Annotated in this window: 17 protein-coding genes and 1 pseudogene; 8 read left to right on the forward strand and 10 right to left on the reverse strand. The window is 71.9% G+C overall.

The window, feature by feature from the left end; translation table 11 throughout:
- Positions 1 to 17: 17 nt before the first annotated feature.
- Positions 18 to 1,301 carry an MFS transporter gene (locus tag ACIF9R_RS13810; RefSeq protein WP_399978682.1) on the reverse strand — a complete coding sequence of 428 codons (1,284 nt, stop codon included), beginning with the start codon at positions 1,299 to 1,301 and terminating at the stop codon, positions 18 to 20.
- A gap of 136 nt (positions 1,302 to 1,437) precedes the next feature.
- On the opposite strand from ACIF9R_RS13810, the gene ACIF9R_RS13815 reads away from it, so the two are divergent.
- Complete coding sequence (locus tag ACIF9R_RS13815) at positions 1,438 to 2,373, forward strand: LysR family transcriptional regulator (protein WP_399978684.1); 936 nt, start codon at positions 1,438 to 1,440, stop codon at positions 2,371 to 2,373.
- Positions 2,374 to 2,392: 19 nt separating this feature from the next.
- Here ACIF9R_RS13815 and ACIF9R_RS13820 read toward each other — a convergent pair.
- Positions 2,393 to 2,796, reverse strand: a pseudogene (locus ACIF9R_RS13820) (YbhB/YbcL family Raf kinase inhibitor-like protein).
- A gap of 287 nt (positions 2,797 to 3,083) precedes the next feature.
- Between ACIF9R_RS13820 and ACIF9R_RS13825 the strand changes: the two are divergent.
- Positions 3,084 to 3,758, forward strand: coding sequence for a GntR family transcriptional regulator (locus ACIF9R_RS13825; RefSeq protein ID WP_399978687.1), 675 nt, complete (start codon positions 3,084 to 3,086; stop codon positions 3,756 to 3,758).
- 121 nt (positions 3,759 to 3,879) lie between these two features.
- On the opposite strand, the gene ACIF9R_RS13830 is transcribed toward ACIF9R_RS13825, so the two are convergent.
- Positions 3,880 to 7,317, reverse strand: a complete 3,438-nt coding sequence (locus ACIF9R_RS13830) for a phosphocholine-specific phospholipase C (RefSeq protein ID WP_399978690.1) — start codon at positions 7,315 to 7,317, stop codon at positions 3,880 to 3,882.
- A gap of 233 nt (positions 7,318 to 7,550) precedes the next feature.
- On the opposite strand from ACIF9R_RS13830, the gene ACIF9R_RS13835 reads away from it, so the two are divergent.
- Together ACIF9R_RS13835 and ACIF9R_RS13840 are read left to right on the forward strand one after the other, a co-directional pair.
- Entirely contained in the window at positions 7,551 to 7,916 is a 366-nt protein-coding gene (locus ACIF9R_RS13835; protein WP_399978693.1) for a hypothetical protein, read from the forward strand.
- Positions 7,913 to 9,046, forward strand: a complete 1,134-nt coding sequence (locus tag ACIF9R_RS13840; protein ID WP_399978695.1) for a phosphoesterase — start codon at positions 7,913 to 7,915, stop codon at positions 9,044 to 9,046. Before ACIF9R_RS13835 ends, ACIF9R_RS13840 begins: the two co-directional genes overlap by 4 nt.
- A gap of 35 nt (positions 9,047 to 9,081) precedes the next feature.
- On the opposite strand, the gene ACIF9R_RS13845 is transcribed toward ACIF9R_RS13840, so the two are convergent.
- From ACIF9R_RS13845 to ACIF9R_RS13865, 5 genes are all read right to left on the reverse strand, one after another.
- Positions 9,082 to 9,324, reverse strand: a complete 243-nt coding sequence (locus ACIF9R_RS13845; RefSeq protein WP_399978697.1) for a DUF6411 family protein — start codon at positions 9,322 to 9,324, stop codon at positions 9,082 to 9,084.
- A gap of 148 nt (positions 9,325 to 9,472) precedes the next feature.
- A complete protein-coding gene (locus ACIF9R_RS13850; protein ID WP_399978700.1) occupies positions 9,473 to 11,239 on the reverse strand; it encodes a lectin in 1,767 nt (588 codons plus the stop codon).
- Between the two features lie 18 nt (positions 11,240 to 11,257).
- Entirely contained in the window at positions 11,258 to 14,125 is a 2,868-nt protein-coding gene (locus ACIF9R_RS13855) for a lectin (protein WP_399978701.1), read from the reverse strand.
- Between the two features lie 521 nt (positions 14,126 to 14,646).
- On the reverse strand, positions 14,647 to 15,669 hold the full coding sequence (locus ACIF9R_RS13860) for a hypothetical protein (protein ID WP_399978704.1): 1,023 nt from the start codon (positions 15,667 to 15,669) through the stop codon (positions 14,647 to 14,649).
- A gap of 171 nt (positions 15,670 to 15,840) precedes the next feature.
- Positions 15,841 to 17,775 (reverse strand): glycoside hydrolase family 5 protein, encoded by a 1,935-nt coding sequence (locus ACIF9R_RS13865; RefSeq protein ID WP_399978707.1) that lies wholly within the window; start codon positions 17,773 to 17,775, stop codon positions 15,841 to 15,843.
- 214 nt (positions 17,776 to 17,989) lie between these two features.
- Here ACIF9R_RS13865 and ACIF9R_RS13870 point away from each other — a divergent pair, with 214 nt between their 5' ends.
- The 4 genes from ACIF9R_RS13870 to ACIF9R_RS13885 all read left to right on the forward strand — a co-directional run bounded on the left by ACIF9R_RS13870 (position 17,990) and on the right by ACIF9R_RS13885 (position 24,041).
- Positions 17,990 to 18,451 (forward strand): DoxX family protein, encoded by a 462-nt coding sequence (locus ACIF9R_RS13870; RefSeq protein WP_399978710.1) that lies wholly within the window; start codon positions 17,990 to 17,992, stop codon positions 18,449 to 18,451.
- Between the two features lie 93 nt (positions 18,452 to 18,544).
- Positions 18,545 to 18,958, forward strand: coding sequence for a DUF4190 domain-containing protein (locus ACIF9R_RS13875; protein WP_399978713.1), 414 nt, complete (start codon positions 18,545 to 18,547; stop codon positions 18,956 to 18,958).
- 1,416 nt (positions 18,959 to 20,374) lie between these two features.
- Positions 20,375 to 22,465: a DUF4139 domain-containing protein gene (locus tag ACIF9R_RS13880; protein ID WP_399978716.1), complete on the forward strand. Its 2,091-nt coding sequence runs from the start codon at positions 20,375 to 20,377 to the stop codon at positions 22,463 to 22,465.
- A 7-nt stretch (positions 22,466 to 22,472) separates the two neighbouring features.
- Positions 22,473 to 24,041, forward strand: a complete 1,569-nt coding sequence (locus ACIF9R_RS13885; RefSeq protein ID WP_399978719.1) for a mucoidy inhibitor MuiA family protein — start codon at positions 22,473 to 22,475, stop codon at positions 24,039 to 24,041.
- A 228-nt stretch (positions 24,042 to 24,269) separates the two neighbouring features.
- On the opposite strand, the gene ACIF9R_RS13890 is transcribed toward ACIF9R_RS13885, so the two are convergent.
- Positions 24,270 to 24,647 (reverse strand): MerR family transcriptional regulator, encoded by a 378-nt coding sequence (locus ACIF9R_RS13890; protein WP_399979103.1) that lies wholly within the window; start codon positions 24,645 to 24,647, stop codon positions 24,270 to 24,272.
- Positions 24,648 to 24,739: 92 nt separating this feature from the next.
- Positions 24,740 to 26,206: an amidohydrolase family protein gene (locus ACIF9R_RS13895; protein ID WP_399978721.1), complete on the reverse strand. Its 1,467-nt coding sequence runs from the start codon at positions 26,204 to 26,206 to the stop codon at positions 24,740 to 24,742.
- Between the last annotated feature and the right edge of the window lie 51 nt (positions 26,207 to 26,257).

The raw sequence follows: 26,257 nt of genomic DNA on the forward strand, positions 1-26,257 counted from the left end.
GCCCGTGTGCGGGACGGTCAGTTCTTCGGGCCGTCGGAACCGACCGGCGTCGGCTCCCTCTGATCGTGTGCCGGGTCCGGCTCGGAGCGGAGGGCCGACGCGCGGGGACGCAGCAGCAGTGAAGGGGTCGCCAGCAGGAGCAGGCCGGCCAGTCCGATGGCCGTGCGTGGGCCGAGCAGGCTGCCGAGCACACCCCACAGGACCGTCAGGAGCGCGGTGGTGGCCCTGGTCGTCACCACCCAGGCTGTCCATGTGCGGGAAACCCGCTCGGTCACGGTGCGCTGGAGGCGGCAGGTGACGCTGACGGGGTTGAAGACCGCGCAGGAGAGGATGAGCCCGAACTCGACGCCGATCACCACCAGCAGTCCCCCGGTGCCCGGCCCCGGGAACACCAGGCCGATGGGCCACAGGGCGCGCACCGACCCGGCGACGACCAGGACTTGACGTTGTCCGAACCGGGTGGCGAGCGGCCGGGCCAGGCGTGAGCCGAGCAGCCCGCCGACCGAGGGGACGGCGAAGGCGAGGCCGTACTGCCATGGTGTGAAGCCGAGTTGGCTCAGCATCAGGACGGCCAGCAGGGGTGAGGTGGCCATCAGCAGGCCGTTGAAGAGGACGGTGTTGAAGAACAGCGGGCGCAGCGTCGGGTCGGCCAGGATGTACCGCCAGCCGTCGAACAGGTCACCGGCCCGCGGGCGTCCGGTCTCCCGGCGCCCGGGCGGCGGCTCCTCCCCGCCCGTCGCGCGGATGCCCGCAGCCGACAGCAGGTGGGTGACCGCATCGGCCGCCACGGTCGCCACCGGACCGAGCAGTGCGATCGTCGCACCGCCCAGCGGCGGTGCGACGATCGTGACCGTCCAGGCCGTGGACTCGAGGCGGGCGTTGGCGACGAGCAGGTCCTCGTCCGGCAGCAGCGTCTTCAGGTAGGCGCCGGAGGCGGCTCGGAAGACGATGTCGGCTGCCGCGACGGCAACCGAGACCAGCAGGAGCTGGAGGTAGGTGAGCGCGCCGAACGCGAACGCGGTGGGGACCGTCAGCAGCACCGCGCACCGCACCAGGTCCGCCGCGATCAGCACCCGCCGCTTGCGGCGGAACTCCACCCATGGGCCGAGCGGCACCGCCACGGCCGCGCCCACCGCGGTGCCCACGCCGGACAGCGCGGCGACCTCGGCCGGTCCGGCGTTCAGCACCTGGACGGCGATCAGGGGGAACGCGCCGTGGGCGAGCCAAGTGCCGAGCGCACTGGTCCCGTACGCCGCCCACAGCCACCCGAACGGCCGCCCGAGCCGGTGTCCGCTCCTCATGTCCGTGCCCCCGTCACTCAGTCTCCCGTACAACCGTTTCGCGATCGGGAGTATCAAAGCGAGCGTCATGACCAGGGATCAAACAACCCTGAGGCCCGCATGCCACAACCAATGGTTGTGGCTCTATGGTGGCGGGGTGGACCTCGACACCGTTCGGACCTTCGTCGCCGCCGCCGACGCGGGACAATTCCAGGAGGCCGCCGCCGAGCTCGCGGTCAGCCAGCAGGCTGTCTCCAAGCGCATCGCCGCGCTGGAACGCGGCCTCGGCGTGCGGCTGTTCACCCGGACCGCCCGCGGCGCCGGGCTCACCATCGACGGGCAGGCGTTCCTGCCCCATGCGCGCGAGTTGCTGCGGGTGGCCGAGCGCGCGGAAGCGTCCGTGCGCCCGGGCCGCCGTCCGCTGCGTGTCGATGTGATCGCCTCACGCATCGCACCGTCGGGCCTGATGCGTGGCTTCCACGGGGCGCACCCCGAGATCGACCTCGACGTGGTGATGCTGTTCGACATCGACACGGCCATCGCCGCCCTCCGGTCCGGATCGCTCGACGCGTCCTTCCGCGCCGTCGCCATGCCCGGTCGGCCGCTCCCCGAGGACATCGAGTCGGTCCGGGTGCTCGACGAGCCGCTCCAGCTCCTCACCGGCCCCGCCCACGCGCTGGCGGGCGCCCGGTCGGTGACGGTCGCCCAGCTCGCCGGGCACCGGATCTGGATGCCCGGCATCGTGCCGGGGACGGAGTGGGCCGCCTACTACGACGACCTCGTCGCCGAGTTCGGCCTCACCATCGAGGCGACCGGACCGAACTTCGGCTCCGACGCGCTGCTCGACACCGTCGCCGACACTCCCGCCCTGGCCACCCTCATGAGCGAGCAGACCCGTCTCGTCTGGCCTGCCGGTCACGACCTGCGGCGTATCCCGGTCGTCGACCCGACCCCCGTCTACCCGCACTCGCTCCTCTGGCACCGTGACAACCCCCACCCCGCGCTGGTCACCCTCCGCGCCCACCTCTCCGCCAAGGTGGCCGGCCACGACACGGCCGGCTCCTGGACGCCCGGCTGGGTGACACCGCGTTGAAGGCGGGACGCAGCGCTCGTCAGGCCGGTGTTTCGGCGGTGGCGGTCAGGACCGCCCGCCCGAGGATGTGGCCGGCCATGGTGAAGCCGAGCACGGCCGGGGTGGCGTCGGCGGGCACGCCGATGGTCTCGGTGTCGAGGGCGTGCACGACGACGAAGTAGCGGTGCGGGCCGTGACCGGCGGGCGGGGCGGCGCCGACGAAGCGGGGGCGCGCATGTCGTTGGGCAGCTGGAAGGCTTCCCGGGGCAGATCGGATCCGGTGTCGTCGCCCGCACCCTCGGGCAGGTCGGTGACGGTGGCGGGGATGTCGGCGACCGCCCAGTGCCAGAACCCGGACCCGGTGGGGGCGTCGGGGTCGTAGACGGTGACGGCGTAGCTCTTGGTGCCGTCCGGGGCTCCGCTCCAGGACAGCTGGGGAGAGATGTCCTTGCCGCCGGGGACTCCGGAGGAGAACTGCTCGGGCGGCCAGGCGCCACCGTCGGCGACGGTGGTGCTCGTGACGGTGAAGGAGGCCGCCTCGGGGAGGCGGGCGAAGGGGTCGTTGGCGCTCATGGCGTCGTTCCTTTCAGGGTGTGTTACCGGGTGTCGGGCATGTGGGCCTGTGGACGGGCCTGCGGCGTCTCGCAGTGGCTCCGGCCGCAACACAATCGACCATACCACTGATAATCGATTATCTAAGGGATCATCTATGGATCGTCTATGGTGAGGTCATGACTCCTACGGCCTCGACCTCGGCTCCCGCCGGTAAGCGGATGCTCTCCGAGCAGGTCCACGCGCTTCTCCGGGACGCGATCATGCGCGGGGACCACTCCCCCGGTGACGCCCTCAAACCGCAGGACCTCGCCAAGGACCAGGGGGTGAGCCTGGCCGTCGTGCGCGAGGCACTGGTGCGGCTGGTCGGCGAGGGCCTCGCCGACCGGCTGCCCAACCGGGGTTTCGCCGTCCCGGCCTTCTCCGACCGGCGCTGGCAGGAGATCACGGAGGCGCGCCGGACCGTCGAACCGGTCGTGCTGCGCCTGTCCGTCGAGCGCGGCGACGTCGACTGGGAGGCGCGCGTACGGGCCACCCACCACCGTCTGACCCGCACCCCGGTGTACGCGCCGGAAGGCGGCGAGTACTACAGCGAAGAGTGGTCCGAAGCCCACCGGTCCTTCCACCGCGCGCTGCTGGAGGGGTGCGGCAATCCCGTACTGCTGGAGACCTTCGACCGGTTGTGGACCGCGAGCGAGCTCGCGCGCCGCTGGTCGTCCCGGCGCACCCCCGGCCGGGACGGGGTCGACGAGCACCGCCGGCTGGAGGAGGCAGCCCTGGCCCGTGACGCGGACACCGCAGCCGCGTTGCTGGCCCGGCACCTCACGCTGACCGCGGCCGGACTGACCGGCTGATCTCTCAGTCGTCTTCGACAAGGACGTGCGCACTCCGCCGGTGCGACCGGCCGCCCGGCCGCGCGGCACGCCGGGCCGCCCGATGTGGCCCGGCGTGCGCGTTCCCGGCCGGTCGGAGGGGTCAGGCGTCGGTGATCGGCGCGGTGTCCAGCCGGATGTTGTCGATCGCCCAGTACCAGTTGTTGCCCGCGTTGAAGAGCCGGAAGGACACCTTCGCCGAACCGGCCCCGGCCGGGACGGGGCAGGAGAGCCGGACGAGACGGTTCTCCTGATCCAGACCCTGGTTGGCGTTGCCGGAGTCCGCGCCGCTGTAGTGGAGCAGCCTGGCCCTGTCGCCGGAGTCGAACTCGACGGTCACCTCGGCCTCCTGGGGACTCTCCTGCCGGTAGTGCGAGTCGAAGGCCAGATGCAGGGTGGAGGTGCTGGCCGGGATGTCCACCGCCGGGCTGGTCAGGGTCGAGTCGAACCGGCCACGGCCCGACGGGCCGCCGGTGTCGTCCCAGTCGTCGGGATCGGCGACGGCGATGACACCGAGGGCTCGCGTGAAGTGGGCGCGGTTCTGCCCGGCGGGGAACCAGAACTGTTTGGACATGAGCGTCCAGCCCTGGAGTTCACGCGTTCCCCTCGGCATGTCCGCCGCGTTGGTGACCGTCCAGCCCTCGGGGGTGGTGCGGGTCCAGCCGAGCAGGCCGGGTCGGCCGAGATCGGCGGCCGGGGCGAGGGCGGGGGCCGCGGACTCGAAGTCCTCCGCGAGGAGGTGGCCCGTCATGACGGGTCCCGTCCTGACGGGCAGCGACGCGGACGCCTCCGTAGCGCCCCCGCTCCGCGTCGCCGTGACGATCGCCCGGAGGGTGGCCGAGACGCGTGCCGCCGTGACGGGCGCGACGACGTCCCACGCCAGGGTCGCGTCCGAGCGCGCCGGAACCGACGTGGGCGCGCTGCCGCGGACCGTGGCCGTCCAGCCCTCGGGGAGGACCGGTGTGAGGGTCAGGCCGGTGAGCGGTGTGCTGCCGGCGTTGGTGACGGTGGCTCTCACGGTGGCGGGTCGGCCCGGGGACAGGACGGCTCCGTCGGTACCGGGTGAGCTCGCCGGACCGGTGAGCGCGACGGTCAGGGCGGGAGCGGCCTCCGTGTGCACGCGCGCGTCGGCGAACCTGAGCAGTCCGGCGCCCCGGGCGTGCGCGGCGACGGCCAGCCGGCCGGCGGTGGCCTCGCGGGAGGGGGTGACGGTGAAGCGCACGTCGGCCGAGGCTCCTGCCGCGAGCGTCGCGGGGGCCGTACCGTGCCGTTCGACCGTCCAGCCGGCGGGGGCCGTCAGGGCGGCGACGAGGTGGTCGAGCCGGTCGCCGCCGCGGTTCCGCAGGGTGACGACGACATCGGCGGGGACGCCCTGGGTGAACGGTGCGCTCCGGGAGGGCAGCGGTTCGGGCAGGCCGATGGCCGCGGCCAGTACGGGGGGTGTGCCGGTCGCGGGGTCGGTGACACCGGGCCTGTCGTGGGCCAGGTGGCCGGTCATGCGGCGCAGGAAGACCGGGTCGTCGCGGTCGACGACCACGATGTCGTACCAGCCGTGGTCCGCCGGGCGCAGCCGCACCGTGCGTGACGAGCCGGGCGCGAGGGTGACGGTGTGCACGCGGTCGCCGTGCCCGCCGGAGTGGACCGACTCGCCGACCAGGAGCCTGCGGGTGGTGGAGGTCGGGTTGGAGCACACGATCCGCACCTGGCCGGTGGCGGGATGCCCGGCCAGGTGGGCCTCGGCGCCGGCGCCGGTGCCGCGCAGCTCCCACAGCGACCAGCCGGGTGCGTGCACCTGGATGTCGTAGCCGTCGTCGCCGTGGTCGACGGTGTGGTCGGCTGTGCCGCGCGCGGGGACGGTCCAGGTGTGCGGGGCGGTGCCGTCGCCAGGGTAGGAGGTGAACCACGCACCGGTGGCTCCGTCGTTGCTCAGGCGGAGGCGGACGCCGGTTCGGGTGACGTCGGCGTGCAAGGACAGCCGGTAGGGGGAGGGGCGGGTCCGGCGGGTGCCGGGTTCCTGCGCGGGGAGCGACTGGTGCGGCGGCGGTACGGGGTTCCACCGGCCGACCGGGGCGGGTACCGGGCCGGGCCGCACGACCTCGGGCTGCCGGTGGCCGTGGTGGAAGTCGAAGGCGGAGGTGAGGTCACCGAACACGCTGCGGCGCCAGGCGCTGATGTGGGGCTCGTGGACGCCGGTCCACCTCTCCAGGAACCGGATGACCGAGGTGTGGTCGAACGCCTGGGAGCTGACGAAACCGCCCACCGTCCAGGGGGAGACGATCGTCATCGGTACGCGCGGACCGGGTCCGACCGGGCTGCCGTCGTACCAGTCGTCGTCGTTGCCGGAGGCCGGCCGCGGCGCGACGGGGGCCGGGACATGGTCGAAGTAGCCGTCGTTCTCGTCGAAGTTGATGAGCAGCACCGTCTTCGACCAGGTGTCCGGGTCGCTCGCGATGGCGTCGAGGAGGTCGTAGACCAGGTTCGCGCTGCCGACCGGGGTGGAGGTGCTGGGGTGTTCGGACAGCGCCGCCGTCGGGACAACCCAGCTGACCTGCGGCAGGGTGCCCTTGCCGATGTCGGACCTGATCCGCTGAACGAGGGTGTCCGGTTCGCCGCGGTGGGCGCCGCGCAGGAACAGCCGGCGCTCCGCCTCCGTCAGCGCGTCGACGCCCTGCTGGAACTGTGCCAGTTCGGCTTCGCGCTGCTCCGGGCTCTTGCGCAGGAGGCTGTCGTAGAACTGTTCGGTGGTGGCGTAACTGCCGGTGACCCTGGAGAGGATCTTCCGGCCGATCTCCTTCCAGGGCCGGAAGTACTCCACCGCGTTGTCGGTGAAGTTGTCCCACTCCTGGTAGATCTGCCAGGACACACCGGCGGCCTCCAGGCGCTCGGGGTACGTCGTCCAGGTGTAGCCGGCGTGGTCGTGGTCGTAGGCGGCGTTGGTGACGGCCCGGCCGCCACCGTCCGGTTCGTAGCCGGTCGTGCCGGTCCACAGGTAGTTGCGGTTGGGGTTGGTCGAACCGTAGACCGAGCAGAAGTAGGAGTCGCAGAGGGTGAAGCGGTCGGCGAGTTCGTACTGGAGCGGGATGTCGTGCCGGTCGTAGAAGGCCATGCTGCTCTGGGTCTTGGCGGCGACCCAGTCGTTCCACCATCCTTCTGCCCGGGCCTGGTTGGCGTCACGGAAGCCGTGCGCGAGCGCGCCGAGGTACTGGATGTCGCTCTCCGGGCGGCCCGCGTCGAGCGCCGCACGGCGGGCCGAGAACGGCAGGACGGCGCCGCCGCCGGGCCGCGGCTGCTCGAAGACACCGGCCCCCGACGGCAGACGCAGCGGCGTGGGGTCACCGAAGCCGCGCACACCCCGCAGGGTTCCGAAGTAGTGGTCGAAGGAGCGGTTCTCCTGCATCAGGACGATCACATGCTCGATGGCACGCAGGCCGCCGCGCGGCACCGGCGCGGCCATCGCCTCGTGCAGCGACGGAGGCAGGAAGGAGAGCGCGGTCCCTCCGGCGAGAGCGCCGAGCACGTGACGGCGGGAAACATCAGACATGCCGGGGACGCTAGGGTGCGTCCAGCGCACGGCAACACCCCGCCGGGCGGATTTTCGCCGACCGTTCACCGGATGGCATCGCTCGTTCCGCCGTCCGTCGGCTGGGCGGCGGTCCTGCGCCCCGCGGGCTTTGTTCTCCTGGTACGGCGGCCTTGTTCACGCCGTGTTCAGCGGGCGGCTCGAGACTTGGCCGCCCCGGCATGACGCACGCATGCGGACGAAGGGGTTGAGCGGTGAAGGGCAACGACGTCCAGGACGACACATCTTCGGCTGTATCCAGACGCCAGTTGGTCAAGTACGCGGGTGTGGGGGCGACGTTCGTCGCCGCAGGCTCGCTGACAGGGGCTACTTCCGCCGTGGGAGCGGCCGGTGACGACCGCGCCTTTGGTGGCGGTTCCCGCGGGAGGGCATGGCGCGCGGGTGACCATCACGTGCACTCCGAGTACAGCGGCGAGTTCGACACATCCACCAGTCCCCCTGTCTTCCACAAGGGTGCGGACGCGGTGTATCCGATCGTCACCAACGCGATCATGGCCAAGCACTTCGGCCTCGGCTGGATCATGTGCACCGACCACGGCGGTCCCACCACTCGAAGGTGAATCTGGAACTGGCCTATCCGGAGCTGCTGCGCTCACGCGTCCTGGTGCCCGGGGTTCTCCAGTTCTGGGGCATGGAGTTCGACGCTCCCGCACTGGACCACCACACGCTGATGATCCCGCACCACGCGGACGAGGCGGGGCAGTTGTTCGAACTCGAGAGCCGCTTCGCCAAGTACGACGCCTTCCCCACCGACCCCGGCCGCAACACCGAGGCCAAAATGGTCGAGTTCCTGAGGACCGCGAAGGACATGCGGCACAAGCCGCTGGTCATCGCCCACCACGTGTCCCGCTCGGCCACCGGTCTCGGTGTCTACGGACAGGACACCCCGCGCGAGTTCCGCAACGGCAACAACGACGCCCCGGACGTCTACGTGGGCTTCGAAGGGTCACCCGGACACCAGGCCGATCCGCTCATCGGACGTGCGCGCGGCGGCTACCGCGGCCACCCCACGTACGGCGGATTCGACCAGATGACCGCGCGGGTGGGCGGTCTGTGGGACTCCCTGCTGGGCGAGGGCCGCCGCTGGTGGATCACCGCGACGTCCGACTCCCATGTGCACTGGACCCGTGGCGGCTCCGACTTCTGGCCCGGCGAGTACAGCAAGACCCACGTGTACGCCCGGCAGGACTACGCCGACATCATGGACGGGCTCCGCAACGGCCGGATCTGGGTGGGAACCGGTGATCTGATCACCCGTCTCGACCTCACCGTCACCGGCCGGCACGGTGGTGCGGCGATGGGCGGGACCCTTGTCCTCGGCCGCCGTGACCGCGATCAGGTCGACATCGAGATCAGGTTCCGCCCGGCGAGGGGCGAGAACGCGGGTGGCCGGCGTCCCGAGGTGCGTCGCGTCGACCTGATCGCCGGTCAGGTCACGGGACCGGGCTCCAGCCTCGATGCCGACACCAACCCCACCACGGAGGTGGTGGCGCGGTTCGGCCCGCGCGACTGGCGCCGGCAGGGGCACGACCACGTCATCAGATACACGTTGCGCGACGTCGGGACGGATCTCTACGTGCGGGTGCGCGGGACGAGCACCGATGAGGCCGAGCCGCTCGCCGACGGGCTGGAGAGCCCGTGGGACGACCTGTGGTTCTACTCCAACCCCGTGTTCGTCGAGGCCCGTTAGCACCTCTCGGTGCCGGCCGCGGCGCCCCCAGGACGTCAGAACGGAAGCTTGCCGCGTGCCCGCCTGCCCGCGGAGCCGCTGCGGCCGACCGCGCGCGAGCTCGACCGGAAGGGTTTGCTGAACCAGCGTCCGAGCGGGCCCGGAGCCCTGGACCCGGCCCGGGAGCCGAAGCCGAGGGTGCGTTGCGCTCCGTTCTGCGGGTGCCGCGAGAATCGTGGGAGAAGAAATGCGAGGACGGCGATGACCACGCAGACAGCGATGATGCCGACGACCATCATGGAGACCTCCTGAGGGGGTGGGGAACGCCGTACCGGCTGTTCGTGTGGGAACGCGTTCCCCGTTCTCCCGTCGACACGCTTGTCAGCCGGAGTGGGCCCGCCCACCCCGCCGCTCCGGCGGGGTGGGCGGCGGCGGGCGCGGCGGTCGTCAGGGCAGGGTCCACTGCTGGTTGGGTCCGGTGTGGCAGGCCCACAGATGGACCGGCGTCCCGTCGTTCCACGTACCGCCCGAGGCGTCCAGACACTTGCCCGACTGAGGATTGCGCACCGTACCGTCGGGCTGGGCCGCCCACTTCTGCGCACCCGTGCCGTTGCACGTCCACAACTGGATCCGGGTACCGTCCGCACTCCCCCCACCGGAAACGTCCAGACACTTCCCCAACGCCCGCAACGCACCGTCGTCCGCCACCGTCCAACGCTGCGCCGCCGACGCGTTGCACGTCCAGATCTGCACCTCCGTACCATCCGCCGTCCCCGCGTTGTCCACGTCCAGACACTTACCACCCACCCCCTTCACCTCACCCGTACGGGGATCCGTCGGGGCTCCGGACTGCTTGATCCGGATGTTGCGGAAGGCCGCCTCGTCGCCGTCACCGTGGTTCTGGAGTCCGATGTGGCCCTGCCTCAGGCTGCGCGCCGGGTCCGTGTTGGTGAAGTCGTTGATCTTCCGGCCGTTGAGGAAGATCTCGAGCCGCTCCCCGGTGACCCGGATCTCGTACGTGTTCCACTCCCCCGGCGGATTGAGCGCGGCGTCGCGTGCGGTCAGGTCGGCGGAGCGGAATCCGTACACGGCACCCGTGGTGCGGTCGGCCGCGTCGGTGGCGTCGATCTGGATCTCGTAGCCGTTGTCCACCGCGGACCACGGGTCGTCGGACGCGGGGAAGCCGACGAAGACGCCGGAGTTGTCGTCACCACTCAGCTTCCAGTCCAGCTTCAGCGAGTAGTCGCCGGTGAACTCCCTGGCGTCGTACCAGAGCATGCCCAGTCCGCCGTGCGAGGTGAGGGAGCCGTCGGTCAGGGTGAAGCCGCCGGGGCCCGCCTGCTTCCAGCCAGTCGTGGAGGTGCCGTCGAACAGGGAGGTGTAGCCGGTCTCCGGGCGGCAGTCGGCCCGGGTCGTGCCGGCGGCCCAGCGGATGCCTCCGAGCAGATGCCTGCGGAAGGCGGGGTCGGCGTAGGACTCCTCGGTGTGGCCGCCGCCGGTGTAGAAGGCCCGGCCACCCGCGTAGTCCTTGCACCAGGCGATCGGGTGGTCGCCGGACATGCTGCCGCCGGAGTAGCTGGACTCGTCCAGTGACGCCAGGACATGGGCCGTGGTGCGGGGGTTGGTGCGGTAGTTGTACCACTCGTCGGTGCGCTGCCAGGTGCGGCCCAGGTGCGCGGTGGCGTCGTGCGCCCGGTCCTCGGCCCTGACGGTCGCGGGCTGGATGGCGGGGTGGGACTGGAAGAGGGCGCCCGCCAGTCCTTCGTAGAAGGGCCAGTCGTACTCGGTGTCGGCGGCGGCGTGGATACCGACGTACCCGCCGCCCGCGCCCAGGTACTGCTCGAAGGCCGTCTGCTGGGCGGGGCCCAGGACGTCTCCCGTGGTCGACAGGAACACCACGGTCCGGTACTGGGCCAGGTTGGCGGTGGTGAAGGCCGTGGGGTCCTCGGTGGCGGTGACGGTGAAGTTGTTCGCCGCTCCGAGGTCGCGCAGCGCCGTGATGCCCTCATCGATCGAGGAGTGGCGGAAGCCCGCCGTCCGGGAGAAGACGAGGATCCGGTACGCGGGGTCGGCCGCCGCGCCGGCCGTGCGGTGCGGGGCGTGAGCGGCACGGTCGGGGGCCGGTGCGGCGCCGGGCTGGGCCGTGGCCTGGGGGGTCAGGCAGAGCATGGCTCCGGCACACAGGCCGAGCGCCGTCTTGAGCAGGGTGCGCATCGTCGGTCGCCTCCTTGGCTACGGCAGGGTCCACTGCTGGTTGGGTCCGGTGTGGCAGGCCCACAGATGGACCGGCGTCCCGTCGTTCCACGTACCGCCCGAGGCGTCCAGACACTTGCCCGACTGAGGATTGCGCACCGTACCGTCGGGCTGGGCCGCCCACTTCTGCGCACCCGTGCCGTTGCACGTCCACAACTGGATCCGGGTACCGTCCGCACTCCCCCCACCGGAAACGTCCAGACACTTCCCCAACGCCCGCAACGCACCGTCGTCCGCCACCGTCCAACGCTGCGCCGCCGACGCGTTGCACGTCCAGATCTGCACCTCCGTACCATCCGCCGTCCCCGCGTTGTCCACGTCCAGACACTTACCACCCACCCCCTTCACCTCACCCGTACGGGGGCCGCCGCCGGTGGAGGTGGTGAAGGAGAACTCGTCGACGTCGAACAGGGCGCCGCTGCCGCCCCGGAAGACGAGGTAGAGGGTGGTGGACCCGGCCGGCCGGTCGGTCAGGGAGGCCGTGACGTCCTGGAAGGTCTCCCAGCCGCCGGTGCTCGGCACGGTGGCCGTGCCGAGCAGGGTTCCGGCCGGGGAACCCGCGCGGACCTCGAGGGTGCCGCCGCTGCCGCCGGAGGAGACGCGGGCGGTGAAGCCGGTGGCGTCGCCGAGGCTGTAGGGCGAGAAGGAGATCCAGTCACCGTTGTGGATCTCGCCGACCGTCCTGCCGCCGTGCGCGGGTGCGTGGTTGATGATCTGTACCCCTGCGGAGTCGCCGTAGTGCTCTGCCTGACGGTGGCTGGGCTGGGTGATGTGCTGGTCGTGAGCGGTCAGCGCGGGCTGTCCGTTCGCGCCCCGGTCGGTGTACTCGGCGTCGATGACGCCGAAGATGTTGGCGTTGGGGTCGTGTTCACCGTCCGCCAGGGTCTGCAGGGTGCCGGTGCAGCCGGTGGCCGAGGTCTGCGGGTGCCCGTGGCTGTCGTGTCCGATGATGAAGGTGACCTTCACCCTGGCGCAGTCGATCGTGCCGTCCTCCGGGTCGGTGACCGTCACCTCGAACGGGATGGCGGCGCCGAAGTCGTGGATGCGTCCGTCGGCGGGTGTGTCGAGCCGTACGGTCGGGGCGGTGTTGCCGACGGTGATCGGGACGGAGGCCGTGGCGGATCTGCCGGTGGAGTCGGTGACCTTCAGGGTCGCGGTGTACTGGCCGTTGACGGTGTAGGTGTGGGACGGGTCGGCGGCCGTGGAGGTGGCGCCGTCGCCGAAGGCCCAGGCGTAGGTGAGCGCGTCGCCGTCCGGGTCGGAGGTTCCGGCGGATGAGAAGGTGACGGTGAGGGGTGCGCCGCCGGAGGTGCTGCTCGCCCTGGCCTGGGCCACCGGGGCGCGCCCGCCGGTCACGTGCTCGATGCGGTACAGAGCGGAGTTGGCGTCGCCGTTGAAGTAGCCGGTGCCGTAGTCGAGGACGTAGAGCGCGCCGTCGGGGCCGAACGCCATGTCCATCACCTGGGTGCCGCTCCAGGGAAAGGAGTTGATCGACTGCACGGTCCCGTCGCCGCCGGCCTCGATCCGCTTGATCCAGCGGCGGCCGAACTCGCCGGCGAAGAAGTCGCCGTCGTACTCGGCCGGGAACTTCACCTCGGAGGGGGAGCCGGCGTCGTAGCGGTAGACGGGGCCGCCCATGGGTGACTCGGATCCGTTGCCGAACTCCGGGACGGAGCCGCCGTCGTAGGGGATCCAGGCGGGCTGGGCGGGGGGCAGGTCGGTCAGGCCGGTGTTGCGCGGGGACGTGTTCCTCGGCGCCGCGCAGTTGAACGCCGCCCCCGTGGCGCCGGAGGCGAAGTCGTGGTCGACGTAGGCGTTGTTCCTGCCGGTGCAGTACGGCCAGCCGAAGTTGCCCGCCGTGGTGATCCGGTTGAACTCGACCTGGCCGGCGGGGCCGCGGGAGGCGTTGGCGGTGCCCGCGTCGGGGCCGTAGTCACCGACGTACACGGTCCCCGTCGCCTTGTCCACGCTCATCCGGAAGGGGTTGCGGAAGCCCATGGCGTAGATCTCGGGCCGGGTCCTGGCGGTGCCGGGTGCGAAGAGGTTGCCCGCCGGGATGCCGTACGTCCCGTCGGGGTTCACCTTGATGCGCAGGATCTTGCCGCGCAGGTCGTTGGTGTTGCCCGAGGACCGCTGGGCGTCGTAGGCGGGGTTGCGCGAGGCCCGCTCGTCGGTGGGGGTGTAGCCGTCCGAGGCGAAGGGGTTGGTGTCGTCACCCGTCGACAGATAGAGGTTGCCGGCCGCGTCGAAGTCGATGTCGCCGCCTACGTGACAGCACAGGCCGCGGGAGGCGGGCACGTCGAGGATTCTCTTCTCGCTGCCGGGGTCCAGGGTTCCGTCCGCCCTCAGCACGAACCGGGACAGCCGGTTGACGCCGTCGAACCGTGCGAAGTCGGACGGCGTCCCGTCGGCCGGTGCGTCGCCGGCCGGGGTGTCCGACCGGGGAGCGTAGTAGAGGTAGACGAAGCGGTTGGCGGTGAAGGCGGGGTCGACGGCGACGCCCTGCAGGCCTTCCTCGTCATGGCTGTAGACGTCCAGTGTGCCCGCCACGGTGGTGGTGCCGGCCGCGTCGGTCCGTCGCAGGGTGCCGTCGCGCGAGGTGTGCAGTACCGAGCGGTCCGGCAGGACGGCCAGCGTCATGGGTTCGCCCATCTCGGCGACGCCCTTGGCGAGAGTGACCTGCTGGAAGTCCTCGGCTGCCGCGGCCCCGGCGGCGCCGCCGGGTCCCGCCGGGGCGGATGCGGGGGCAGCGGCGACGGGGCCCGTGGGAAGCGCCAGGGCCCACGCGCACACAACGGCGGTCAGCAGGGTGCGGACACGTCTGTGTCCGGGCGGTCTCGTGCGCACAGCAATCTCCAGGACTGTGGGGAGGTGCGGCGGCCCGGGGGCCTGCCGTGACGAGTCCGGGCGCGCGCCGTCGCGCCGTCGAGCACCGGTGCCTTCACCCGAACGGGTTCATGACCGGTTCATTTCAAGGAAGTTAGCGGGCCTCACGCGAACGCGTAACCCCTTTCGCGCCCCCTCCCTCATCTTTTTCCACGCGTGAGACAAAGTGCCCCGGCATCGATGTCACCGCGCCGCGCGGTTCGTCACCCGTCCGCGCCGGCGTCACCGCTCCATCCGTCCGCCGGCTCGCCGGTGAGCCGCGTCGCGAGGCGGTAGGCAACGGTGACATCGCGGTAGTCCCGGCCGGAAGAGACCCGGTCGGGAAGGTGCGTGCGGTCACTGTGGCTCGTCGACTCACGCTTCCCGGCGCCGGGAAAGCGGACGGAGGTCCTGGGCTCCTCGGTGAAGCGAAGCCGCTCGCAGTGGACCGTCGACCCGAACGTGATGTCCCACGCCGGGTCCAGCGGTCCCGTGCCCGACGTTCAGGGCGGCTCCTTCCGCTCCTCGGCGGCACGGCGGCGACTGGGCCGCGGGGGCAGTTTTCCGTCCTTGGCACGTGCGCGGCGGGGTCGGGTGCCGGTCTGACCGCGGGGGGCCGCCGTGGTCCGGTCGCGCTCCGCGGTCCTGCGCGGCGTACTCCGTCCGGCGGCAGGTACGGTTCCGCCCGCGGTGCCGGTGGCGTCCGTGGTGGGCGGGACGTCCGCCACGGCGTCGACACCCTCCGCCGCGGTCCGGCCCGCCGCTTCGGTCACGCCCGCGGCCTGGTCGACCACCCTTCCGGCGGCACCGCCCACCTGCTCGATGGTCTGCCCGGCGGCCTGGCCCGCCTCGTCGCCGACAGCCTCCACCGCCCGTCCGGTGGCGCCACCCACCTCCTGGACAGCCTCGCCCGCCCCGCGGCCGACGTCCTCCACCACCGAGCCGGCACCCCGGCCCACGTCCCGCACCGCGGTCCCGGCGCCCCGGCCCACGTCCTGCACCGCGGTCCCGGCACCCCGGCCCACGTCCCGGACGGCCGTTCCGGCGCCCGTGCCCAGCTCGCCCACGGCTTGACGGGCTCCGCCACCGATGTCCTGGACGGCGGAACCGACCCCCCGCGCCACCTCCCGCAACAGTTCCGGGTTGCGGTCGAGCGTGGTGAGCACCCGGTTGATGATCAGTGCGACATTGTCCAGGCGAACCTTGAGCTGCGCCTGTGCCTCCACGCCCGAGATCCCCAGGTGTACCCGGCCGAGCGCGACGTCGGCGCCCACATTCAGCTTCAGCAGATCCAGCACCTCGGCCTGCAGCGAGACATGCGCCCGCAGGTTCTCGACATCCAGGTCGATCTCATCGACCTTCAACATGGGGACGTCGAGGAAGACGTCGGGGTCCGCCCCCTGGACGTGCGGCAGGGACTCGGCGTACTCGTCGGTGTCCTCGACCTCCTCGCCATCGGGTTCACCGTCGTACTCGTCGACTTCCTCGACGGGTTCCTCTTCGTTCTCGGCGTTGTCGTGCATCATCACGCCTTCCCACGAGGCCGCCGCGGTCCTTTGTCCATTGTGATCCCTTGTGCGAACCCGTGCGAGGGCAGAGGCGCGCGGTGCCGGTTCCGCCGCTCCCGTCGGTCTTCGGCGTGGCGCGGGTGCCGACGGCGTCCCCGAGGCCGCACGCCCCGTATGCGCGGGACCCGATCAGCCGAGTGTCCGGCAGTACAGGGCATCCGGGGTGCGGAAGGAGCCGATGCGGCCGGTGAAGGCGATTCCGGCGGCGTACTCGTCGTCCGCGCACTGTCCCTTGTAGTGCCCCTGTGCGAAGTCGCCGCCCTTGGGGTCGGTTCCCCTGTTGTCACTCCGGTCGAACCAGACCGTGCGACCGCTCGTTCCGGCGACCTCTCCGGGTGCGGCCTTCGCGCACAGAGCGGCCGAGACGGCGGCGCCGCGAACGCTGTAACCGCTGAGGAAATGCCCCACGGGACACTGCAGCTTGGTGTACCCGGATGCCCAGTCACCGCCCGGCGGGACATGCCGTTCGTCCCTGACCACTTCGTGCCGTCCGGCCGGGTCCCACAGGTGTCCGGCGGTCACGTCCGAGCACAGTCCACGGTTGCCCGTGTGGCTGATGCCGAGGAGGCGCTCCCCGTCGGGGCATGCCGCCTTGCGTGCTCCGGAGTCCCAGTCGGGCAGGGCGCGCATGCGGCGGGAGGCGACGAAGTCGCTGTGGTCGGGGCTGAGCATCGACCAGTTGGCCACGGGGGCGATCTGTCCGGTGCGGCCGCCGCTGCGGACGAGCCGGGTCCATGCCCCGGCCCGCCAGTCGTCACCGTCGAGGACACCCATCCGGCGGCCCGCGGCATCCCAGTGCAACAGCGCCCAGCCGTTGCCCCTGCGGTTCTCGTGCCACCCGACGAGCGGCCAGTACGCGAAGTCGGCGTCGGTGCGGACCAGATGGTCGACGAAGTTCTCGAACCAGGCTCGTTGTGCGACGCCCGTCTCCTCCCGCCCGCCGGCACCGAACTCACTGATCCAGACGGGGGCGGTGAAGTGCCGGTCCCGTTCCGCGGTGACGAAGAATGCCTGGCGGTCGAGCACGGCGATCAGTTCGCCGGGGGAAAGGTCCTGGTAACGGGGGTCGGTGGTCTCGCCGATCCCGGTGGCACCACTGTGGTTCGGGCCGGTGTAGCCGTAGAAGTGGGCGGAGTACACGAGTTTGCCCGAGTCGACGAGGGTGTGGGACAGCGCACGCACGGGTTCCAGCGTGGGGCGTCCGTGCGCGAATCCGTCGACGGGGATGCCGGTCCAGTTGATGCCCTCGACGATGATGAGGAGGTCGGGGTTGGCCTCGGTCAGGATGCGGTCGCCGACGCGCTGGGAGGCGGTGAACCAGTCGTGGTTGTCGCCGAGGCCCCAGTTGGGGTCGTCCCAGATATTGCGGCGGACCTCGTTGTAGAGATCAGCGCCCACAACGCGCTTGTTCTTCTGGTAGCGGGCGGCCATGAAGAGCCAGTCGCTCTCCCAGGCCCCCGTGGACCGACTCGTGTTCCAGCGCTCGTTTCCATCGACTCCGCAGCACCAACGGGTCGTGTTGGTGTGGTTGTTGAGGATCACCGCAAGGCCCGCATCGGTGAGTGCGCGGACCACGGCATCGTAGACCTGGAGCGGGGTGCTCCCCCTGAGGGCGGGGTTGGCGGCGACGGCGTCGTCGGTGACGGGAAGGGTGTCGTGGATCATCTCGTTGGAGAAGGGCAGCCGGACGCTGTTGATGCCGATCTCCTGGAAGCCCGCGATGATCTCGGTCATGGGGGCGCGGTCGAGGCCGAGCGGTATCCGGTGGGAGTTCTCCCCCGCGTGGTGGTTGGCGTCCTCGTCCGCGCTGCCGCTGCCGTTCCAGGTGCCGCTGGCACCATGCCAGTTGCCGGACCGGAGTCTGAACCGGTCACCGTCCGCATCGACGATCCAGCGGCCCCGCGTGCTGAGCGGCGCCGTCCAGTCGTCCACGGCGGCGACTTCCGTGCCGGAGGCGGTTTCCCGCGGCACCGCCGCCGCGGGGCCCGGCACCAAGGGCGCCAGCAGAAGGACGGTGGTGAGAATTGCCTTGGCCAAGGAGTCGCGCACGGTCACCTTCCCCATCGTCGTCACACGAAATGGGCTGTCATGACAGCGTCATAATGGGCCATGGGAACGACGCGGTCCAGGCATTCCGGCCCCTCCGGACAGCCGGTTCCGGCCGGTGAGCGGGCCGGCTGAACGGTCGGAGCACCGCGCGCGTACAGAAGTGGCAGAGGGCCGCTCGCCCGGGCGGGCCCACTGTGCGTCGCACGGATCGTGCAAGGAGTAGGCAGCGATGAGCACCACCCGCCTGAGCGACCGGCTCGCCGGTCATCAGCCTCTCGTTCTGGGGCTGTTCCGTATCGTCATCGGCCTGCTGTTCGCCAGTGAGGGCGCCGCCACGCTCTTCGGTGTCCTGGACAGGGAGGCCAGCCCCGCGGGTGACTGGCCGTTCTGGTACGCCGGTGTGATCGAACTCGTCTGCGGCGTCCTCGTTCTCGTGGGGGTCGCGACCCGCGGTGCGTCGTTCCTCAGCTCGGGAGCCATGGCGTTCGCGTACTTCACCGAACACCAGAAGGACGGGGTCTTTCCTCTGCAGAACGGCGGGCTGGCCCCGGCGCTGTTCTGCTGGGGTTTCCTCCTCCTGGTCTTCTTCGGGCCGGGCGCTCTGACGTTGTCGCGCCTGGTCCGTCCGCGGTCCGCCCCGAACACCACGGCCCCGTCGGCCGGGAGCGCGGAGAGTACCCGGGCCGGGTAGGACAGGCCGTCACGGAGGCATTCACCGCCGGTCTCGGGGCAATCGGCCCGTACGGCAACTCACCCGAGCAGAAGCAGAGATGAGTGTGATGGCATGTCCTCCCCGGAACAACCCCCGACGCGAGCCGACTCCATGCGGGCGCATCCGGACACAGGTGCGCACCGGAACAACGGACTGGCTGTCGCCGCGCTGATTCTCGGCATCCTGGCGGTCATCCTGTTCTGGACCGTCATCGGCGGTGTGGTGCTCGGCCTGCTGGCACTGATCTTCGGCATCATCGGCGCACGCAGGGCACGGGGCGGCCGAGCCCCGCACGGCACGATGTCGGTCGTGGGCGCGGTGCTGGGTGCGCTGGGAGTCATCGCATCCGTGGTGATCATCGCGATCGGCGCATCGATTCTCAATTCGGACGAGTTCAAGGACTTCGACGACTGTGTCCGTCACGCCGACACGAAGAGCGAACGTGACGCGTGCACCGAGGAGTTCAACAGGGACATCAACAACTGACCAAAGCCGGAGTCGGACGGCGGCGCCCCGTCGTCGGTGCGGTGCCGCGAGGTCGGGGCAGCCGGGGACCGGCTGCCCCGGACCTGTGCGTGTCACCCGGACGGACGGCAGAAGCGGAGGGAAAGCACAACTTCCAGACGACGCGACAGGCGCCCCGCCGGGAGGCGTAGGACAGTGAGACCATGAATCGTCACCGACGCCAAGCCCGGCGGGCCCCCTGGGTCGCAGGCGGTGCCGCTGTGCTCGTCCTCGGCGGCGTCGGGGTGTGGCTGTTGGTCGCGCAGGACGGCGGCAGCCCCGGTCCCACCCCCTCGGCCTCGACCGACCTGTCCCTGCCGACTCTGAACCCGCTGCCGTCGTGGACCTTCGGCCCACAGCCGTCGAGCGCCGGAGGGCAGACGCCGACGCCGGCGCTTTCCCTCTCGCCCGGGCCGACGTCCCGCCCCCGTCAGCCGGCCACCCCGCGGCCGCCCCAGCCGGAACCACCGGGCCAGGGGCAGGCAACGCGGTTGGCACCACCGACCCGTCCCCTGACGGCCGAGCCGGAACCACAGCCACAGACGCCGACGGCCCAGCTTGTACCGCCGGCCCAGCAGCCGACGGCCCAGCAGCTGCCGCCGAGCCACAGGCCCACAGCCGGGACGGCACCGCGCAGCCACAAGCCCGCCATCCGGCCGAGCGCCACAGGTGCGTCGGCCGGGGAATCGGCAGGGCCCACCCCTCGGACGGGACCGGTATCGACGCCGTCACCCGCCCGGCCCACAGGGCCGAAGCCCCCGGCACCGTCCCTCACGGCACAGCATCCGTCGCGCCCGGCCCCACCCTCACCCACCAGGGCACCGACGACGCCACCACCGGTTCCCCCCGGGCCCGTACCGCCGCCGCCCGCCAGGCCGTCCACACCGGTTTCACCCGCTCCGCCGTCCGTATCCGCGCCCGCGTCCGCGTCACCTCATCGACCGCACAAGACGCCGACACCCACGGCCGGCGGCGACGAGCCGAAGACCACCCAGTGGTACACCTCGGCGGCCGCGACCGAGGCCGCCCGGCGGATGGCCGCCACCGGTACGGTCGGTGATGTCACGTGCTCCATGGCGGCCGCAGGCCGGCCGGACCCCCGTCTGCTTCCGCGGAGCAGCCGTGTCGGCATCGGGCACCATGGCGTCTACTGGTGCCTCGTCTGGTGACCCGAGGGGGGCCGGCGGGGGTGGCGGTTCGGCCAGGACGCTGTCCTGTCGGTGCTCGCACGGACCTCGGTCCACCCGCCGTCCGACGCGTCGCGCCCGTCACGTCGGTGGTGTTGTTCCCTGCGGCACCGCGGCAAGAACGCCGAGGTGCCGGGATCCCGCACGATCAGTGACATGCCACGGCGTAGGCTGCCCTCGGCACGGACACGGTGGCTGGGTGGGGGAGCACATGACGGCTGGGACGGTCCCGAAGTGGGCGTCGGCACTCGACTCGGTGGTGGTGTACGCGCAGGGCGCGCTCTGCCGCCGGCTGGCCCGGGGCAGGGTGCCGGCGGGCGGACAGATACGGGTGACGGGACTGCCCCGGTCGCTGGACCCGGACTCGTTGCGGGCCCGTGTGGTCGGCGCGTCGGGGGTGCGGGTCACCGGGGCCCGGATGGAGGTCGAGGCCCAGCCGCGCGACACGGACCGCTCCGACACCTTGCTGCGCGACGTGGAGCGGCTGCGTGACGACTGCGCGGCCGCACAGGGTCGCCGGGACCGTCAGCTGACCGTGATCGAGGAGATCAGTGCGCTGCGTCCGGTGCCGCCGACCCGCAAGCGCGACGATCCGCACCGCCGTACGCCGGTCGACGCGTGGCTGGAACTCTCCGATTTCGTCGACGCGCGTCTGACCGGACTCCAGAGCGGGCTGCGCGCGCTGGAGGAGGAACTGCGCCGGTGCGAGCACGAACTCGCGGTCGCGGTGGACCGGCTCTCCCGCGCCTCCACCGATGCGCCCGCCGCGCATGTGGCCACCTCGTTCGACGCGGTCCTGACGCTGGACGGCACGGGCGAGGCGGAGATGGAGGTGGAGGTGGAGGTGGAGTACGGGGTGCCCGGTGCCGTCTGGGTGCCCGCCTACCGTCTCACGCACCGTCAGGGGGACGAAGGCGGACGCCTGGTGCTGCGGGCCTCGGTGGCCCAGCGCACGGGCGAGGACTGGACCGGGGTACGGATCGCCCTGGCCACCGCCGACCTGCGCCGCCGCACGGATCTGCCCCGGCTCCGCTCGGTCCGCATCGGACGCAGCCAGCCCGCCCCCACGCCCTCGGGCTGGCGTGCGCACCCGGCGGGACTGGACGGTCTCTTCGCCGGCTACGACGCGGCGGGCCCCCGGCCGGACCGGGACACCGCGCCCTCGCTCGTCGGGGCCGGCGCTCCGTCCGGTCCCGTTCCACCGCCGCTGCCCCCTCCGCCGGCACCGGCGGGCTACGGCGGGCCGCCGGCCCCCGGCGGCGCGGTGGGCGCCTTTCCTCAGGCCCGTGGCAGCGGTGATCTCGTTCCCCCGTCCGTGCCCCGGACACCCGCCGGGGCACGGACCCGCGGCGGTCCCGCCGCCCGCGCCGCCCTGCCCGTGGCCGCCGCGGCCCCCGGGGCAGCGCCGCAACCCGAGATGTCCGGGGGCCTCTCCGCTCCCGTCCCGCCCGCGCCCGCGGCCGGGCCGCCGCAGCCGGACAGCGCCGAGCTCGACTACTCCGGGCTCGTCCTGTGCGGACCGGACGAACCGCGGGGCCGTCGGGGCCGGCTGTTCCCCGGCTCCGGTGTCGACCCGGTGAGCGCCGAGTACCGCCGCCGCGCCGAGACGGTGGCCGCGCTGCCGCTCCCCGGGCACGCCGTACGGCCCCGCGAGTCCGCCGGTTCCTTCGACCACCGTTTCGATTCCGCGGCACGGGCCGACATTCCCTCGGACGGTACCTGGCACACCGTCACCGTCGGCGAGATCCCCGTCGGCCTGCGGACCGAGTACATCTGTGTACCGTCCGTGGAACAGACGGTGTACGCGACCCTGATGCTCTCCAACGCCACCGGACAGGCCCTGCTGGCGGGGCCGGTGGAGGTGACCGTGGACGGGGAGTTCCTGCTGACCGCCTCCCTGCCCACGCTCGCCCCGGGCGGCGAATGCCGGGTGGGACTCGGACCGGCGGAGGCCATCGGAGTCACCCGCCGTACGAATCTGCGCGAGTCGACCTCCGGTCTGCGCAACAACACCACCGTGCTCGACCACCGCATCCACGTGGAACTGGCCAACCGGCTCCCCGTCCCCGTCCGCGTCGAAGTCCGCGAGCGCGTACCCGTCACCTCCGACGCGGACGTCCGGATCGAGGAACGAGCCGACTGGACGGCGCCCGGGGACGACGAGGACCCGGAGCGGCACGCGCCGGGAACGCGTCTGTGGCGGGTCGAGCTGCCCCCCGGCGGCACCGCCGCACTCGACGGTGGCTACGAGATCCGCATCCCGGCCGGCAAGGCCCTCACCGGCGGCAACCGCAGGAGCTGACACAGCCATGTCTACGTCATCGGAGCCGATCCCCCTGATCGCCCTGCCCGTCACCGCCGTCACCTGTACGGAGGACCGCGCCCATGTGGAGCGGACCGCCGTGCTCGATCTGAAGGCCGGCACCCGGCGACTGCGCCTCGGGCCGGTCGGTGCGGCGGCCGTCGACCGTACCCTCCACGCGGAGCTGACCTCTGGCATTCCCGCGACCGTGCTCGACGCGCGGATCGTACGCCGCTGGACCCCGCGCGGGCCGGAGCCCGCCGACGACGACTCCGCGCTGCGCCACCGGGTGGCAGCCCTGGAAGAGGAGCGGTCGGCCCTGGAACAGCGGCGCGACCGGCTGCGCACCCGGGGCGAACTGCTCGGCCGTGTCGCCGCGGACCTGCTGCGGGACATCGCCGAGGGCGCCGGCCTGGGCGAGACGGAACGCGACCGCTGGACCCGGGAGCTGGACCGGGTGGACGGCGAACGTGACTCCTGCGGTGAGCGACTGCGCGCCGTGGAGGCCCAGTTGGCGGGCCTCGCCGCTGAACTCTCCGAGGCGCACCGGGCCCTGGCCCTCTACGGGACGGAGCCCGCGGAGCTGACCGCCCACGTCGAGCTGACCGTCCACTCCCCGGCCGACGGGCAGGCCGAGTTGCGTGTGCACCACCTCACCCCGTGCGCCCTGTGGCGGCCCGCCTACCGGGCCGTGCTGGACGGACAGAACCTCACGCTGGACACGGACGCGATCGTCTGGCAGCGCACCGGCGAGGACTGGTCGAACGTACGGCTGACCCTGTCCACCGCCCGCTCCGCCGCGGCGACACAGCCGCCGCGGCTCGGCGAGGACCGGCTGACGCTCACCGAGCGCTCCGCCGCGGAGCGCCGTACCGTCCATGTCGGCCTGCGCGAGGAGGAGATCGCGGAACTCGGCCCGGCCCCGACTCTCGGGCTGCCGGGCGTGGACGACGGCGGCGAGGTACGGGTGCTCCACTCCCCCGCGCCGGTCTCCGTGCCGGCGGACGGCCGCGCCCATCGTGTTCCGCTCTCCTCCTTCACCTCGTCCGCGCGGAGTGAGTACACCTGCTCCCCCGAGCTGTCGCCGCTGGTCAGCCAGGTGGTGCGGTTCGACAACCGGTCCGGGCACGCGCTGCTCGCCGGGCCGGTCGACCTCATCGGCATCAGCGGGTTCGGCGGGCGCGGCACCCTGGACTTCACCGCCCCCGGTGCCCCCGTCGATCTCGCCTTCGGCAGCCGGGACGACCACCGGGTCGTGCGGCAGACCGAGGAGACCCGGGAGACCGCCGGAATCACCCAGCGGACCGTTCTCACCCGGACCGTCCGGCTCCACCTGTCCAGGTTCTCCGCCCCCGGCGAGGAGGACGACAGGGTGATCGTCCTGCGGGAGCGCATCCCCGTCTCCGAGGTCTCGGCGGTGGAGGTACGCCTGCACCGGGACGCCTGCTCGCCGGCGCCCGACGCGGTCGACGAGGACGGCATCGTCCGCTGGAACATCCCGCTGGGCCCCGGCGGCCGGCGCACCGTCAGCCTGGTCTACGACGTGTCGGCGAGCAGCAAGGTCACCGGGCTCTGAACCCGGCGGACCGGCCCTGCGGGCGGTCGGCGGCCGGCGCGACCTCCTCGCGCCTCGGGCCGGGGACCCGGCGGTGTCCGGTACTGCGCAGGCCGACCTCGTCCGGGGCGATCCGAGCGCGCCCCGGACGGAGAAACCCACCGAGCTCAGAAGGCTTCATGCCCGCAGGACAGGCACGCGCGCGCCCTTCGTCCTGGGTGGGCCGCACCCAGGAACACGGCGCACCGGTCAGCCGACGGGTGCCGGACGCAGGCTGTCCCGGTACTCCCGGGCGACGGTCATCAGCGCGTCGAGCGCGTCCCGGGTCCGTGCGAGGTCGGCGATGTGCTCGGAGATCCGGTCGCGTTCCTCGGCCGTCCGCTCCAGCGCGGCGTCGGAGTGCTCCTCGCTGGGCGCGTCGACGCAGGGCAGCAGTTCGACGATGGTGCGGCTGGACAGGCCCGCGGCGTACAGCCGCTGGATGAACGCGACCCGCTCCACCTCGTCGTCCGCGTAGTGCCGCTGCCCGCCGGCGCTACGGGTACTGGTCAGCAGCCCCTGTTCCTCGTAGTAGCGCAGGGACCGGACGCTGACCCCGGAGCGTGCGGCGAGTTCCCCGATGCGCATCTCGTCCTCCCACCGTGCCCCACGGCACATCACCCGCTTCTCAGCTGTCCACGGGGATCCAGCGTACGTTCCGCGCCGGGGCCGGGCGGGGGTCAGCCTCCGTGGGTGGTGGCGCTGCGGTAGCCGGTGTAGGTGTACGGGTTGTCCAGGATCTTCGTCTCGGGGATGTCGGGGTTCATCCCGTGTTCCCAGGCCTCGGGGCCGAGCTTTCCCCGCAGGTGCTCGACCGTCGCCTCGGCGCTCCGGCGTGCCCTGGCGAGGTCGATGCCGACCAGCCGGTGGTCGTACTTGACGACGCGTCCGTCGACCACGACCGTGTGCACGTCCGCGCGCTGGGCCTGGAAGGCGATGTGGCCGTAGGGGTTGATCAGCGGGAACATCACCGGGGAGCGGTCGTTCTTGATCAGGACGACGTCCGCCTTCTTCCCGGCCTCCAGACTGCCCACCGTGTCGTCCAGTCCGAGTGCCTTCGCGCCGCCGCGGGTCGCCCACCGTACGACCTGTTCGGCCCGGAGGTGGACGTGGGTCACGGTGTCGCCGCCGCCGTGCGCGTCGAGGTGTTCGCGTGCCCGGTCGGCGCCGAGGGTGGACCGCATCGCGGAGAACAGGTCCCCGCTCCACCACACGCTGGTGTCCATGGACAGGGACACGGGGATGCCGTGCGCGCGCAGCGCCCAGGTGGGCGGATAGCCCTGGCCACAGCTCTGCTCGCTCTCGGTGGACACCGAGACGGAGCCGCCCGTGGCCGCGATGCGGTGGTAGGCGTCGGCGCCGAGGGTGGCGGCGTGCACATAGACGGTGTCGGGGTTCATGAAGCCGTGCTCGTACATCAGACGGATGCCGTCGTCGTTGGTGGCGCCCCACACGCCGGCGTGCGTGGTCACCGGTGCTCCCAGTTCCCGGGCCACCTCGAAGGCGGCCTTCTCGGGGAAGGCCGGGTCGCCGGTGACGTCGAAGGCCATCTGGAATCCGAGCATGTCGCCGCCACGGAAGCGGCGTTCGACGAAGGCGCGGAACTCCGGCGCCGCCGACCATTCCCAGGGCGCCGCCTGGATGTTGCCGTAGGCGAGGACGAACCGTCCGGGAACCTCCTCCAGGGCGTCGACGGCGGCGTCCGCGTGCTGCACCGTCTGCAGGCCGTGCGACCAGTCGACGGTCGTGGTGACACCCGCGTCGAGCGCCTCGATCGCCGAGAGCAGGTTGCCCGCGTACACGTCCTCGGGCCGGAAGTGCTTGCCGTGCTCGAGGTAGTACCAGACGAAGTACTGCGTCAGGGTCCAGTCGGCGCCGTAGCCGCGCATGGCCGTCTGCCACATGTGCCGGTGCGTGTCGATCATGCCGGGCATGACGATGCCGCCGTCCGCGTCGATCTCGGTGGTGCCCTCGGGAACGGCCAGGGACGGGCCGACCGCTTCGATCCGCTCGCCGACGACGAGGACGTCGGCCTGCCGGTGAACGGTCCCCCGGTCGTCCATGGTCAGGACGGTTCCGCCGCGGAACACCACAGGTGCCCGCCGCGCTCCGCCGTCGAACCCGTCCGCTCTGCCGGCCGTGTCCATTGCGTCCTCCGACTCGTGGCGCAGGGTGTCGTGCGGGCTTCACCGCGATAC

It is taken from the genome of Streptomyces sp. NPDC086080 (assembly GCF_044540255.1).
Lineage (GTDB): Bacteria > Actinomycetota > Actinomycetes > Streptomycetales > Streptomycetaceae > Streptomyces.

Excerpts from the sequence above, each read along its gene's own strand:
- ACIF9R_RS13810 (WP_399978682.1), bottom strand. The coding sequence starts at position 1,301 with ATGAGGAGCGGACACCGGCTCGGGCGGCCGTTCGGGTGGCTGTGGGCG.
- ACIF9R_RS13825 (WP_399978687.1), top strand. The coding sequence starts at position 3,084 with ATGACTCCTACGGCCTCGACCTCGGCTCCCGCCGGTAAGCGGATGCTC.
- ACIF9R_RS13830 (WP_399978690.1), bottom strand. The coding sequence starts at position 7,317 with ATGTCTGATGTTTCCCGCCGTCACGTGCTCGGCGCTCTCGCCGGAGGG.
- ACIF9R_RS13845 (WP_399978697.1), bottom strand. The coding sequence starts at position 9,324 with ATGATGGTCGTCGGCATCATCGCTGTCTGCGTGGTCATCGCCGTCCTC.
- ACIF9R_RS13850 (WP_399978700.1), bottom strand. The coding sequence starts at position 11,239 with ATGCGCACCCTGCTCAAGACGGCGCTCGGCCTGTGTGCCGGAGCCATG.
- ACIF9R_RS13860 (WP_399978704.1), bottom strand. The coding sequence starts at position 15,669 with ATGATGCACGACAACGCCGAGAACGAAGAGGAACCCGTCGAGGAAGTC.
- ACIF9R_RS13865 (WP_399978707.1), bottom strand. The coding sequence starts at position 17,775 with ATGGGGAAGGTGACCGTGCGCGACTCCTTGGCCAAGGCAATTCTCACC.
- ACIF9R_RS13870 (WP_399978710.1), top strand. The coding sequence starts at position 17,990 with ATGAGCACCACCCGCCTGAGCGACCGGCTCGCCGGTCATCAGCCTCTC.
- ACIF9R_RS13875 (WP_399978713.1), top strand. The coding sequence starts at position 18,545 with ATGTCCTCCCCGGAACAACCCCCGACGCGAGCCGACTCCATGCGGGCG.
- ACIF9R_RS13880 (WP_399978716.1), top strand. The coding sequence starts at position 20,375 with ATGACGGCTGGGACGGTCCCGAAGTGGGCGTCGGCACTCGACTCGGTG.
- ACIF9R_RS13885 (WP_399978719.1), top strand. The coding sequence starts at position 22,473 with ATGTCTACGTCATCGGAGCCGATCCCCCTGATCGCCCTGCCCGTCACC.
- ACIF9R_RS13890 (WP_399979103.1), bottom strand. The coding sequence starts at position 24,647 with ATGCGCATCGGGGAACTCGCCGCACGCTCCGGGGTCAGCGTCCGGTCC.
- ACIF9R_RS13895 (WP_399978721.1), bottom strand. The coding sequence starts at position 26,206 with ATGGACACGGCCGGCAGAGCGGACGGGTTCGACGGCGGAGCGCGGCGG.